12 protein-coding genes are annotated in these 13,738 nt (G+C 58.3%); 6 read left to right on the top strand and 6 right to left on the bottom strand.

Translation table 11 applies throughout. The features are described 5' to 3' along the window. Positions 1-207 precede the first annotated feature (207 nt). From AAEZ10_RS18240 to orn, 4 genes are all read right to left on the bottom strand, one after another. Complete coding sequence (locus AAEZ10_RS18240; protein ID WP_350570377.1) at positions 208-2,730, bottom strand: hypothetical protein; 2,523 nt, start codon at positions 2,728-2,730, stop codon at positions 208-210. A gap of 177 nt (positions 2,731-2,907) precedes the next feature. Further along, positions 2,908-3,942 (bottom strand): hypothetical protein, encoded by a 1,035-nt coding sequence (locus AAEZ10_RS18235; RefSeq protein WP_350570375.1) that lies wholly within the window; start codon positions 3,940-3,942, stop codon positions 2,908-2,910. A gap of 175 nt (positions 3,943-4,117) precedes the next feature. Next, on the bottom strand, positions 4,118-4,729 hold the full coding sequence (locus AAEZ10_RS18230) for a trimeric intracellular cation channel family protein (protein WP_122707720.1): 612 nt from the start codon (positions 4,727-4,729) through the stop codon (positions 4,118-4,120). Positions 4,730-4,834: 105 nt separating this feature from the next. Further along, positions 4,835-5,377 carry an oligoribonuclease gene (gene orn / locus AAEZ10_RS18225; protein ID WP_016771957.1) on the bottom strand — a complete coding sequence of 181 codons (543 nt, stop codon included), beginning with the start codon at positions 5,375-5,377 and terminating at the stop codon, positions 4,835-4,837. Positions 5,378-5,484: 107 nt separating this feature from the next. Between orn and rsgA the strand changes: the two genes are divergently transcribed. The 3 genes from rsgA (at position 5,485) to AAEZ10_RS18210 (ending at position 8,272) form a co-directional block, all read left to right on the top strand. Further along, complete coding sequence (gene rsgA, locus AAEZ10_RS18220) at positions 5,485-6,516, top strand: small ribosomal subunit biogenesis GTPase RsgA (RefSeq protein WP_024011360.1); 1,032 nt, start codon at positions 5,485-5,487, stop codon at positions 6,514-6,516. Positions 6,517-6,827: 311 nt separating this feature from the next. Further along, a complete protein-coding gene (locus AAEZ10_RS18215) occupies positions 6,828-7,787 on the top strand; it encodes a caspase family protein (RefSeq protein ID WP_350570372.1) in 960 nt (319 codons plus the stop codon). Further along, a complete protein-coding gene (locus tag AAEZ10_RS18210) occupies positions 7,787-8,272 on the top strand; it encodes a toll/interleukin-1 receptor domain-containing protein (protein WP_041480739.1) in 486 nt (161 codons plus the stop codon). Before AAEZ10_RS18215 ends, AAEZ10_RS18210 begins: the two co-directional genes overlap by 1 nt. Positions 8,273-8,378: 106 nt before the next feature. Here AAEZ10_RS18210 and motB read toward each other — a convergent pair whose 3' ends face one another. Both motB and motA read right to left on the bottom strand, forming a co-directional pair. Further along, a complete protein-coding gene (motB, locus tag AAEZ10_RS18205; RefSeq protein WP_350570369.1) occupies positions 8,379-9,419 on the bottom strand; it encodes a flagellar motor protein MotB in 1,041 nt (346 codons plus the stop codon). Positions 9,420-9,422: 3 nt separating this feature from the next. Then, a complete protein-coding gene (gene motA / locus AAEZ10_RS18200; protein WP_024011357.1) occupies positions 9,423-10,274 on the bottom strand; it encodes a flagellar motor stator protein MotA in 852 nt (283 codons plus the stop codon). 166 nt (positions 10,275-10,440) lie between these two features. Between motA and AAEZ10_RS18195 the strand changes: the two genes are divergently transcribed. From AAEZ10_RS18195 to asd, 3 genes are read left to right on the top strand one after another with little or no spacing between them, the layout of a single operon-like run. Next, positions 10,441-11,979, top strand: coding sequence for an HDOD domain-containing protein (locus AAEZ10_RS18195; protein WP_350570367.1), 1,539 nt, complete (start codon positions 10,441-10,443; stop codon positions 11,977-11,979). Positions 11,980-12,021: 42 nt separating this feature from the next. Next, positions 12,022-12,837 (top strand): thiosulfate sulfurtransferase, encoded by an 816-nt coding sequence (rhdA, locus tag AAEZ10_RS18190; RefSeq protein WP_273526398.1) that lies wholly within the window; start codon positions 12,022-12,024, stop codon positions 12,835-12,837. 18 nt (positions 12,838-12,855) lie between these two features. After that, the gene (gene asd / locus AAEZ10_RS18185; RefSeq protein ID WP_024011354.1) at positions 12,856-13,716 is read left to right on the top strand and encodes an archaetidylserine decarboxylase; all 861 of its coding nucleotides are present in this window, start codon (positions 12,856-12,858) and stop codon (positions 13,714-13,716) included. Positions 13,717-13,738 lie beyond the last annotated feature (22 nt).

Below are 13,738 nucleotides of genomic sequence, written 5' to 3'. Positions count from 1 at the left end.
AATTCACACAGATGCTAACAACTTCAAAAAATGCGATCTGAATGTAACGCACTTCAACACTAAACCTTCGACCCCTTTGATTCTGCCCAAGATGGCCTGTTACCCCTTCCGAATTCAATCAAACCGAATCAGAAGGGGAGTTAGCGAGTAGTTTATGTTTGCCAAATCATGTTAGCAGCGTGATCGACCCGTTACTTTCGACAACACTCAGTCGCTATCTGAACCTGTTGAAAATCCGCTCTCCGACGAATCACTTTCGGAATCAACGTCTGAAACTGCTTCGACCGTTTGGATTTCTACCTTTCGGTCCATACTGGAATTTTCAAGATATTGATTAATCCGCCGCATCGACTCGTTACTCAGCGGATTATTCAACAAACCAATGTATAGGTCTTGCGTATCCGGAATATCGAACAGATCGTCTCCTACGTGCGAAATATTATTACCCTGTAACGCCATGACACGAAGGTCTCCAAGCCTGTCTATACCGGAGGGCAGGCTGGAAAGATTTGCGTTATATAGCATCAACTCGGTCAAACCTGTCATGAAGCCTACATGCGGAGCAACAGTGAGAGGGTTGTTGGCAAGATTCAACAAAGTGAGCGTCTCGATCCTGGACAAACCTTCAGCCGTGGCTTCAGATAATTCAAGCGAGCAATCGTTCAGCACAAGCTGACGCAGCTGGCGCATTTGGAGTACTCCTGACGGGAAGTCCTCCATCTTTATACCAGTGACCATCAAATATTGAACATTGGGAAAACTGTCAAAAAAAGCGCCGATGCGTGCGCCTGGTTTTTCCACAGTCAGTATCAACTCTGTTACGTAGTCGAACCTGGCGGATAGTTTTGGTAACTCAGCGGAAAAATCGACATGATGGGAAAAATGATAGTCACCGTACCCCCACCTCGAAACCGACTTGCGTTGCCAGATATCTTGCAGCTTTGCGCTGAACCGCTCGCGAGCCTGGCGTTGTTCTGCGAATTGCGCTGGGTCCTGCGATGCATCCGCTTGAGTCGATAATTCTTCAGCACTCCAGATCGCCAACTCACTACGCAGTGTTGCCAATTCTGTCTCCAGGCGAGCCAAGACCCTGACTGGGTCCGACTTCAGACGCTCGGAAATGAACATGGCCAGTTCTTGTTCGGCAAGCTGCGGATAAAGATCACGGACACGCTCTTCAACGGATTTTGTCGACGTCGGGTTGACATCGCCGCCCCCTCGCAGCCCCGCTTGCACGTATTGGGCGCTGGCCGGAATCGCCGTCACCTGCACCGGTGCCAGTCCCAGCAATTCGCTCACATGTTGGCGCGACGGCAATGGCTGTGCACGTACCAGCTGCCGCAGAGCCGCACCACCGCCCTGCGCTACACCGAGCAACTGGCGCTGCCCGGGCAGTAAAAGGAGCCAGACGGCGGCAAATAGATCCGTCCGACCTTGGGGTGACGGGACGCCGCTGAGTTGGATAACGTAGCCTTCATGCTGACGAATAAATGTGTGACGCACTGGCGATCGAGCATCGCCAATAGCACATAACAACTCACCCTCTGACGCTTGCCGACGAATCTCGATACGAATGTGTCGCGGCCACAGTTCAAGCTGGCCGATCATCTGCAAAGCCAGCAGATCACTGTCCAGAGTGGCTACCGAATCCAGATAGATTCCTGCGCACGCCCTGGCGAGACGCACCTCGCGTAGCGCCACCAGCGTCTTTTCTGCCATGTGCCTCGGCATTCCCGGCCGCAGGCGCAAATGCATATGGTCGGCGGCACTGGCCTCTCGCCACAACGCCTGAGCGATTGTCTTGGGCAGGTCAGGAAAAATCTGCCGCATCTTCAATGTGTTGTCATCGCAATCGAGTTCGAACGCCCGCTCACTCTGCTCAAAAAGCAAGGCGCTGGATTGTTCGATAACGCGCTCGCTCAGATCATCTGCCCGTGGCGGCAACAAAGCCTGCAGTCGTGAATCGGCCTGCGCCCGCACGGCGGGGTCGGAATGTTGCACCTGGGTGATGCACAGCTGGATCTTTTGATCGAGGGCAAAACGCCTCGCTGTGTCCTGCAGCAATGCCAGCGAGGTGGGATGAATCCCGGACCTGTGCAGCATCGTTGTGCTTACGCCGCTCACTGCGAGCAAGCGTTTGATCATCAATGGAGAAAAATCTTCTATTGAATATTCCGCGCCGGTAAGCAGCTCTGCCGCGCGTTTGTGTTCGGAATAGACAGTTGCAAGCGGATTGGTCGACTCAGGGTCGTCCAGCGGGTGCCACAACCGGCCCTCGCTGTCAGGCCTCAACAGCGGACCGGAAGGATGCAGTTCTCTGGCATGCGTGGCGCGAAGCAGACCGCTCTCAGCGTCTCGGACCACTTGCACGATGTGGTTATCAGCCACGGCAACATACTGGCGATGCTTCAAGGTTTTGATACCCAGAGCAACGGACTCATCGAGACCCTCTTGCGAGGGTATCCAGTAGCTTTCCAGGGAATCGTTCACGGAAAACCTTGGGAATTCGTCGAATGTGGAATACGTCGTGGTCGTGCTCACATTGACGCCAGGCGTTATCGCCAGCGGATCTGATGAAGATGGCGAACGCAGCGGTTCCTGATGATGTGCAACAGTCAAATGCGCCACTGTCGAAGACGAAGACAACGGTCGGTGGGAGACATCGATGCTGGAATCGGAGGGTTTGGTTGGGACAGATACAGGTTTGATCTTCGGCGGTTTGCCAGTCATGATCGCTCATCCTTGAGAGGGGGTGCGCTGGCCACACAGAGTGCAGGGCCAACGCGAGTCATCAGAAAAGCACTTTCGTGCATATGCCTGATCATCGACATGGCAGCTTATCTGCAGTCGAAATGCCAAACGCATATACATCTACTACATTCACCGACATTGCATCAGTGAACGAACTCAGCCTCGTTGAAGATATAAATTACGCTCGTGAAAATTCACGCGGATTGCCAATTTATGCTCGGTACCATATTCATCGATGGCGATGAAGTGGAGGACGCCGCCATATTTTTGTGGCCCGGTGCTTTTCGAGTATTCGGATAGAGCCTGGACGATGGTCAACTCTCCGTCGCTTTGAGTATTAACGTGATAATGCTTCGAATTCCATGTTTGCGCATCACTGGTAAAAGTGTATGCAAACGTATCACCCCTGTCAGGCAAAGAGACGACGACACTGGATTGCTCGGGACGCACGAAAATGCATTCCATGTAATTTGTTTTTATTTCGTTAAGCCGGTTACCACCCGCAAAATCGTAATCCTTGCCCTCTTCTGCCCCCTCTGCAATCCAGTCGACCAGCCGGATCTGCTTCCCACCCGGGTACAGTCCCAAATGGTACTTCCAGATACGGTTGCCGGGCGACTCATTACCAATCCTGGTCTGGTACAACCGAAATACTCCGTCTACACCATATGTCGAAGGCGTTTCCGCTTCTACAGTCACGCTGCTGTAATGAACACTGGCAGGCGTGGTTCCGTTACTGAGGATTGTTTCCCCGTTCACGGACAGGCGCGCACCGATCTCAGTCGTTCCGGCGCTCGATGAGGAAACCCAGAACGTACGAACCTGTGGATGAACGCTGTCATTCTCAAGATCATCGTCGTGCCTGTCTTCGGCGTCAGGTGCAGGACGTGCCTCACGCGTAAACCGCCCTTGGACTGCGCTCGCGACCCAGCCATCGCGCAAGGTCTTGCCGGTCGCGTAATGAATAAGCTGGATGCTTTCCATTACATCTGCGGGTACATGCATTGCGTTGCCGTCGGCGTCTACTCCGGCAACGAGTACTTGAACTTTGACCTGCATTCGGCCATTAGCGACAAGTGCCCTGCTTTGAGTATTATTACCCGCGTCAAACTTGACTTTTAAACTGGACAGCCCCGCCAGAGTGGGCGGATTGTCATTTTGATTATCTGTAACATCCATGCTTTCACTCACAATGCAGCTCCTTTGTAAGAATGTAATTTGCTACTGACATCGAAAATATGTCAGCGAAAAAACTACATACCCATCAAGCGAAGATCAAAGTGAAAAGTGTAAGAAATATGCGCGCCCCAGTCACAAACAACATATTTGCCATTAATCAACTTCAATGACAAGGACGCACGATCAATCATTGTTCGTCGTTATAAACGAACTTCGGCATTTCCCAATGAAAACGAATGGCCAGCAGACGCAACAGGAATCCGCCAAACAAAGTGATCAGAATGGCTTGTTCACCTGGCACATTGAGATAAAGACACAGCATGTAGCACCACGCCGCAGCAAATGAGACGCTGGCGTAAAGTTCGCGGCGAAAGATCAAGGGAATATCGTTGCAGAAGATATCGCGAAGAATACCGCCAAAGACGCCGGTGATGACTCCGCTGACGGAAGCCACCAACATGCCGTGACCCATTTCCAGCGCGGTCATGCAACCGATCAAGGTAAATGCCACCAGTCCAACTGCATCGAGCACCAGAAACAGCGAGCGCAGGTGGCGCATCCAGCGCGCAGCGAATACGGTGAACATCGCTGCCACCGAGGTCAGCACCAGATATTCCGGATGTTTGACCCAGGTCAGCGGGTAGTGCCCGAGCAGCACGTCGCGCACCGAACCGCCACCGAGCGCGGTGATGCAGGCGATCAGCACCACGCCGAACCAGTCCATGCCTCGTCGTCCGGCGGACAGCGCGCCAGTCATGGCTTCGGCGGTAATGGCGATCAGATAGAGCATCAGCAACATGGTGGCAGTCCAGGCAGGAAGGCGCGCAGTCTAGCCATTTCAGCGCCGCACCAGAAGAGGGCGCGCCTTTCGCGAGCAGGCTCGCGAAGGCGGAAAGCCGCTCCCTCAGAACTTGATGAAGTGCTTGCGGTAATGCTGCAACTCGGCGATCGATTCGCGAATGTCGTCCAGCGCCAGATGCGTGCTGCCCTTCTTGAAGCTGTCGCGCACGTCCGGAGCCCAGCGTGCGGCCAGTTCCTTGAGCGTCGAGACGTCGAGGTTGCGGTAGTGGAAGTAGCTTTCCAGCGCCTTCATGTGGGTATAAAGGAAGCGACGGTCCTGGCAGATGCTGTTGCCGCAGATCGGCGATTTGCCCTTCGGCACCCACTTTTCCAGGAAGGCGATGGTCTCAGCTTCTGCCTCAGCCATGCTGATGCGGCTGTCGCGTACACGCTGGGTCAGGCCGGAATTGCCGTGGGTGCGGGTGTTCCATTCGTCCATGCGCGCGAGCACTTCGTCGCTGTGATGGATGGCGATCACCGGGCCTTCGGCCAATGTATTCAGCTCACTGTCGGTGACGATGGTGGCCATTTCGATGATGACATCGTTGTCGGGGTCCAGACCGGTCATTTCCAGGTCGATCCAGATCAGGTTCTGCGGGTTTTGCATATTCGGGCTCCTAGGCAATGCTGCGCAGTTTAGCCTAGGCCGGTGGCCGGGCGTGCTAAACTCGCGGCCGTTTTACCTAATCGCTGCATTCTTCAGACGGAACACCCATGGCCAAACGCCAACTCAATCGTCGTCAAAACTGGCGCATCGAAAAGATTCAGGGCGAGCGCGCCGCACGCGCCGCCAAACGCGAGTCCTCGGCGGTCGAGGCCCTCGAGGGCGGCGACCTTGGCCCTGAGCAGCACGGCCTGGTGATCGCCCACTTCGGCGTGCAGGTCGAAGTCGAAGCCGTTGACGGCGAACTCGCCGGCCAAGTGTTCCGCTGCCACTTGCGCGCCAACCTGCCAGCGCTGGTCACCGGCGACAAAGTCGTCTGGCGCGCCGGCAACCAAGGCATTGGCGTGATCGTCGCGCAACTGCCGCGCAGCACCGAACTGTGCCGCCCCGACAGCCGTGGCCAGCTCAAGCCGGTTGCTGCCAACGTCGACATGATCGTCATCGTGTTCGCGCCGCTGCCCGAGCCTCACGCCAACCTGATCGACCGCTATCTGGTCGCCGCTGAACATGCCGGCATCCGCCCGCTTTTGCTGCTGAACAAATTCGACCTGATCGACGAGCAGAACGCCCCGGCGCTGAACGCGTTGCTGGCGGTGTATCGCACGCTGGGTTATCCGGTGCTGGAAGTCTCGGCGCACCACGGCGATGGCATGGAGCAGCTGCAAAAGCAGCTCGACGGACGCATCAGCGTGTTCGTCGGCCAGTCCGGCGTCGGCAAGTCGTCGCTGGTCAACAGCCTGCTGCCGGAAGTCGAAACCCGCGTCGGACCATTGTCCGAGCTGTCCGGTCAGGGCACGCACACCACCACCACTGCGCGGCTGTTCCACTTCCCCGGTGGCGGTGAACTGATCGACTCCCCGGGCATCCGCGAATTCGGTCTGGGGCATGTCAGCCGCGCCGACGTCGAAGCCGGTTTCATCGAGTTCGACGACCTGCTTGGCACTTGCCGCTTCCGCGACTGCAAGCACGATCGCGAACCGGGTTGTGCACTGCTCAAGGCGCTGGAAGATGGCCGCATCCAGCAGCAACGGATGAACAGCTATCGCTCGATCATCGCCAGCCTGCCTGAAAACGGCTATTAAACAGCCACGCCGGCAGTCCTACGCGATGGGCTGCCGGTTGTCGGACTGCGTCTGACTCACCCTCTTCTCTTAAACGTCAGCTTCTTCTGTAGGCACTTGCGCGACTGCTTGCAGGACCTTTCTGTTTTGCCGCGCAGACCTTGTAGGCCTGAGCCAGCGGCCTACATTTCTTTCCTCCTTCGCTCACAGCGACCATCGAGGAAAGCCATGAAAAAACATCTTGTGTTCATCAGCCATTTGTCTCGCTGCGCCCGCCCGAGCAATACCCACAGAACCCCCGGCGCGATCCGCCTGCACAAGGCGGTGTGACCATGCGCAAAGGATTGTTCATCGGTATCAACGATTACACGCATATCGGCGGGCTCAGCGGCTGTTGCAACGACGCCATGGCTATGGCTTCGGTATTGAAAAGCAACGCCAACGGCGACCCCAACTTCAAAAATGTCGTACTGACGTCCGCCGAGGATTACCTGAGCCGGGAAAAACTCGAAGACCAGATCCGCGAGTTGTTTTCCGGTGACTGCAACGTCGCCCTGCTGTATTTCGCCGGTCATGGCGGTTTCGATGCCGACACAAACGAAGGCATGTTGATCCCGCAGGACTACCGCAACGCCCAGAACGGCATCCGCATCAGCGACATTATCAACTGGGCGGACAAAGCCACGCGGATCAAAAACAAAATGATCATCCTCGACTGCTGCGAAAGCGGTTCAGCCGGAGAAGTGCGCGCCCTGCGCAGCGAGAGCAGCATGGTCAGCGAGGGTATGACCATCCTCACCGCCTGCAAAAAAGCCGAGCCGGCAATGGAGGGCGCGCAGCACGGCGTGTTCACCGGCCTGCTCCTGCAAGCGCTGCATGGCGGCGCGGCGAATATCCTCGGCAAAATCACCCCCGGCAGTCTGTATTCCTTCGTCGACAACGCCCTCGGTGCCTGGGAACAGCGTCCGGTGTTCAAGACCAATGTGTCGCAGTTCATTTCCCTGCGCGAAGTCTCGCCGCTGATTCCCAAGGAGATCCTGCGCAAATTGCCCGACTGGTTTGCCGAAGCCGAATCGGTCTTGCCGCTCGACCCCAGCTACGAACCCACCGAGAAGGCGTTCGTGCCTGAGCACGGCGAGATCTTCGCCCAGTTGCAGAAGTGCAACCGCCACAGCCTGATCGAACCGGTCGACGCCGAGCACATGTACTACGCCGCCATTCACTCGACCGGCTGCCGCCTGACGGCACTCGGCGCCTATTACCGCGAACTCGCCCTCAAAGGATATTTCTGATGCCAGTCTTTATCAGCTATCGCCACATGGATCGCGCCCATGCGATCGCCATCAACACCCGCCTGACCCAGGCGAAGATCAGGACATATCTCGATGTCCTCGATCCGGAATCGCAGACCACGGACGACATCACCGGGGTCATCACTCGCAACATCACCGAATGCACGCATTTGCTGGCAGTGGTGTCGGAGACAACAGCACTGTCGTGGTGGGTGCCTTTCGAAATTGGCGAGGCGACGATCAGCAATCGGCGGATCTGTACGTTCAAGACCGGACCTGCGCAACTGCCGATCTATCTGGACAAGTGGCCGAAGCTGAGCACGGCCAGCGACCTGGATTTCTTCATCGATGCGTATCGTGATGAGGTGTCGAACAAGCGGTCGATGGCACTGGATTCGATCAGCGAATCGGTGAAAGGGGCTTACAAGCGCGATGCGGAGATGTTTCATGAACAGTTGAAGAACCGGATTCGTCGGGGATTCTGAGACTGTACCGGCCTGTCCCCGATTATTTTAGTAACGCGAAGAAAATGGTCGGGGGCATGAAGCGATAGCCACAAAAAAGCCGACATCACTGTCGGCTTTTTTTCACTTACTGCTTCGGCGCAGGCGCTGCACTCCCCGGCTCGGCCGGTTTCGGCGCCGCATCGTCAAACAGATTCAACCGCTCGCGCAACTCGTGAGCCGGCACTGGCTGTTTGTCCGCCGGCAGCGCATTCGGATCAACCGGGGCTGCCGGAGCAGCACCGTTCTGACCCTGATCCGCCGGTTTCGCTGCATCAGGCCCTTGCGCACCTTCGATGGCAGCCTGGGCTTTCTTGGTCAGCACGACAATATCGATGCGGCGGTTGACCGGGTTGAACGGATTTTCCCGATCAAACAATGCCGACGAGGCATAACCGACCACCCGCGCCACCTGCGCATCCGGATAGCTGCCCGCGACCAAGGCACGGCGAGCCGCGTTGGCGCGGTTGGCCGAGAGCTCCCAGTTGCCGTAGTCGCCAGTGCCGATGAACGGCTTGGCGTCGGTGTGGCCGCTGATGCTGATCTTGTTCGGCACCGCTTTGATGGTGTCGGCCATGGCCAGCAGGATGTCTTCGAAGTACGGTTTCAGGCGTGCGGAACCGGAGTCGAACATCGGCCGATTCTCGGCGTCCATGATCTGGATGCGCAAGCCGTTCGGCGTGATCTCGAAAAGGATCTGATCCTTGAATTTCTGCAGTTGCGGGTTCTCGTCGACCTTGTTCTGCAGTTCTTGCAGGAGCAGTTCGAGACGCTCCTTCTCGACCTGCTCGGCCATGCCTTCAACCTGATCGGTGTCGACCGTGACCTTGTCCGGTTGCGGCTGCGACTTCACTTCCGGGTTGAGGGTGTTTTCCGGCGCCAGGGTCGGTGTACCGCCGAGGTCGATGATGTACGGCGTGCCGCTTTCGGAGAAGCCGACCGGGTCCTTGAAATAACCGGCGATGGCGATCTTCTGTTCCGGCGTAGCGGTGGACAGCAGCCACAGCACCAGGAAGAACGCCATCATCGCCGTAGCAAAGTCGGCGAAGGCGATTTTCCACGCCCCGCCGTGGTGCCCGGCGGCAATGCGCTTGACGCGCTTGACGATGATCGGCTGATTATTTTCCATGACTTAGCGACCGCGAACCGCTTGTTCCAGCTCGGCGAAGCTTGGACGGTGCGCCGGGTACAGAACCTTGCGCCCGAACTCGACCGCCAGCGACGGCGGCATGCCGGACGCCGAAGCCACCAGCGAGGCCTTGATGGCTTCGTAGACGTTGAGCTCTTCCTTGGCATCGTGGGCCAGGGAATGCGCCAGCGGACCGAAGAAACCGTAGGCCGCGAGAATACCGAAGAAGGTACCGACCAGTGCCGCACCCACGTGCAGACCGATCGACGCCTGGTCGCCCTCGCCCAGCGAGGCCATGGTCACCACGATACCGAGTACCGCCGCAACAATACCGAAACCGGGCATGCCGTCGGCGATGCCGTTGACCGCGTGCGATGGGTGCTCGAGGTCTTCCTTGAGGCTGTACAGTTCCATGTCGAACAGGCCTTCCAGTTCGTGCGGAGCCATGTTGCCGGAGGACATGATGCGCAGGTAATCGCAGACGAACGCGGTCATGCGTTCATCCTTGAGCACCGCCGGGTACTTGGCGAAGATCGGGCTCGCGGCGGCATCTTCGATGTCGCCTTCGATGGCCATCATGCCTTCGCGGCGGCTCTTGTTGAGGATCTCGTAGATCAGCCCGAGCACTTCCAGATAGAAAGTGTGAGTGAAGCGCGAACCGAACATGCTCAGGGATTTCTTGAGCACGTGCATCGTCATGTAACCGGGGTTGGCCTGGAGGAATGCGCCGAGGGCCGCACCGCCGATGATCATCACCTCGAAGGGCTGGATCAGGGCGGCAATCTTGCCGTGGGAGAGCACGTATCCGCCGAGCACGCTCGCGAATACGACGATGATGCCGATAATTTTAGCCATAGGTAGAAGGTACTTGTTTAAGTCGGGTTCAAGGTCATATTCGGAAGTTAAAAAATCTCTTCTTCTACTTATCGGCAAAACTGCGCCAGACTATAGCCAGTTCAGGCGAAAAGCCAATTTAGCCCATGCCGGGCGCGTCTACAGTCAGTGAAGATCTCGTCCAGACATGGCTAATGAAACGAACATTCCATCGGTAAAACCGAGCACCCTCCAGGCTTGGGTCAAGCTGCTCGACAGCGTCCGCCTGCCCGTACCACAAGAGGCTCACGACAAAGTCTGCCGGGCGATCCGCGATAATCGCAGCTCGCTGCGCGACATCGCCGATCTGATGCAGGACAGCCCGGCGCTGGCCTTGAGCATCATCCGTGAGGCGAATCGTCACACCCACGGCACCATGGCCGCGCCAGCGGAAAATCTCGAGGTGGCAATCAATCGCCTGGGCCTTGCCCGCACCGAAGAATTGCTCGCGCGCCTGCCGGCCGAACCGCACCGGCAGATTCCCAAGGCTTTGCGCCAATTGCAGTTGATCAGCCAACACGCGACACAGCAGGCCAATGGTTTTTTTGCTAGTCGCCTGGCGCGGCTGTGGCAGGACATCCACTGGGGCAGTCTGCTGTTTTTGTCGCCGCTGTGGCCGTTGGCGCTGACCTATCCGCAGTTGCTTGAAGAGTGGGAACTGCGGGTGATCCACAAGGGCGAGTCGGCACGGGTGGTCGAAAAGCAATTGTTCGGCGTGCGCCTGTTGAAGATTGCCGAGGCACTGGTCCAGGCCTGGCATCTGCCGATCTGGGTCGAGCAAGGCTACAAATTGCTGCTCAGCGAACAACGCGAACTGGTCAAAGTGCTGCGCATCGCCCGCGACAGCGAGCACCCGCTGCGCCAGCAGAATCGCCTCGACGAAGACCCGACGCTACGCCGCTGGCTCAATCAACCCGCCAATACCGTGCTGCTGGCCAACGGCCTGGCGCTGTCGGCGCAACAGGCCTGGGACAGTCCGCACAGCAAGCGCTGGCAGTACCTGACCAGCCTGTATCTGCAGATTTCCATGGACGAAGTGCAGCAACAGCTGCACCAGCAAGCGGCGAACAGCGCGCGTCAGCATGCGATGCCTGATCTGTGGCACCCGGCGGTTTCGCTGATCTGGCCTTGGGGCACTCGTCGCTTGCCGGCCGGCATGCTCCCGGCAGCAGCGCCGAATGCGGATGATCTGGGCCAGTGGCGTCGGCAATGCGCCGAACTCCTCGCCGAGCCCAGCCGCTTCACCAATGCCATGAGCCTGACCGTCGCAGCCCGCGAGGCACTGGTGGCCAGCGGCATGCGCCGGGTGATGATTCTGATGGCCGACCGCACGCACTCGACCCTGCGCGTACACCAGACCGCCGGTTTGCCGAAGGATGCGGCGGCGCTGAGTTTTGTCGTCAGCCAAAGCAAAGTCCTGCAGCGCCTGCTCGCTCAGCAGGCGCAGGTGCGGATCACGCCGGAGAACAACGCACAATTCTCGGCCTTATTGCCAGCGAGCCTGCGCACGCTGTTTCGCGGCGAGCACTTATTCTTGCGCTCACTGGTGAATAACGGCCGGGTAATCATGATCGTCGTTGCCGATCAGGGCGGCGGGCCGTTCGCCGACATCACCGTACAAGCCTTCGGCAAAACCGCGCAGTGCATCGAAAAAGCCCTGCACAGCTTTAGCAGCCGTGGCCAATGAGCCTGCGCTACAATCCTCCCCTTTGTGCTCTGGAGACCTCACATGTCTGACTTCTCTGGCTTGCCGCTTGTCATCGAGCCGAACGACCTGCTGCCGCGTCTGGAGTCCCCGGAACTGATTCTGGTGGACCTGACCAGCCCTGCCCGGTATGCCGAAGGTCACTTGCCCGGCGCACGTTTTGTCGACCCGAAACGCACCCAGCTCGGCCAGCCACCGGCGCCCGGGCTGATGCCGGCGAAGGCCGATCTGGAAGCGTTGTTTGGTGAGCTCGGTCATCGCAAAGACGCGGTCTACGTGGTGTATGACGATGAGGGCGGTGGCTGGGCCGGACGCTTTATCTGGCTGCTCGATGTCATTGGCCACGACAAGTACCACTATATAGACGGTGGTCTGCCGGCCTGGCTGGCGGACGGTATGCCGATGTCGATTCAGGTGCCGGCCGCCGTCGGCGGCCCGGTCTCGCTGACCCTGCACGACGAACCGACCGCCACCCGCGAATACCTGCAAAGCCGTCTCGGCGCCGCCGATCTGGCGATCTGGGATGCGCGCGGGCCGCTGGAGTATTCCGGCGAGAAAGTCCTCGCTGCCAAGGGTGGACACATCCCCGGCGCGGTCAATTTCGAATGGACCGCCGGCATGGACCAGGCCCGCCAGCTGCGTATCCGCAGCGACATGCCGCAGATCCTCGAAAACCTCGGGATCACCAAGGACAAGGAAATCATTACCCACTGCCAGACCCATCACCGGTCGGGCTTCACTTATCTGGTGGCCAAAGCCCTCGGTTATCCGCGGGTCAAGGGCTACGCCGGTTCCTGGGGCGAATGGGGCAACCACCCTGACACGCCAGTCGAGATTTAAGGTTTTTAAGGACAACTAATGAAAGAGCGTCTGTTTATCCTCAGCCAGTACCTGCTGCCGCATCACCTGCTGTCGCGCCTGGCCGGCTGCATCGCCGAATGCCGTGTGCGCTGGTTCAAGAATGCCTTCACCCAATGGTTCGCCAAGCGTTATCAAGTGGACATGTCGCAAGCGCTGGTCGAAGACCTGACCGCTTACGAGCACTTCAACGCATTCTTCACGCGTGCGTTGAAAGACGGCGCGCGTCCACTGGACGAAACTCCGGGCGCGATCCTCAGCCCGGCCGACGGTGCGGTGAGTCAGCTCGGCCCGATCGAGCACGGTCGCGTGTTCCAGGCCAAGGGCCACAGTTTCAGCGTGCTCGAATTGCTCGGCGGTGATGCGGCCAACGCAGCGCCGTTCATGGGCGGCGACTTCGCCACCATTTACCTGTCGCCGAAGGACTACCACCGCGTGCACATGCCGCTGGCCGGCACCCTGCGCGAAATGGTCTACATCCCGGGCCGCATTTTCTCGGTGAACCAGACTACTGCCGAAAACGTCCCGGAGCTGTTCGCCCGCAACGAGCGCGTGGCGTGCATTTTCGACACCGAACGCGGGCCGATGGCCGTGGTGCTGGTTGGCGCGATGATTGTCGCTTCGATTGAAACCGTGTGGGCCGGTCTGGTCACCCCACCGAAGCGCGAGCTGAAAACCTTCCGCTACGACGAAGCCGCACGCGCACCGATTCATCTGGAAAAAGGCGCGGAACTGGGGCGCTTCAAGCTCGGTTCGACGGCAATCGTGCTGTTTGGCCCGGATCAGGTGAAGTGGGCTGAAGAGCTGGTCGCCGGCTCGCCAGTGCAGATGGGCCAAGGCCTGGCACTGCCAAAAGCGTGACCCAATTTGCGGAAGCAGCCGA

It is taken from the genome of Pseudomonas sp. H26/SER47-MNA-CIBAN-0231, assembly GCF_040310465.1.
GTDB classification, from domain to species: Bacteria; Pseudomonadota; Gammaproteobacteria; order Pseudomonadales; family Pseudomonadaceae; genus Aquipseudomonas; species Aquipseudomonas atacamensis.
Note: the sequence above shows the minus strand (reverse complement) of the source record. Positions and strands in the feature narration are given on the sequence as shown.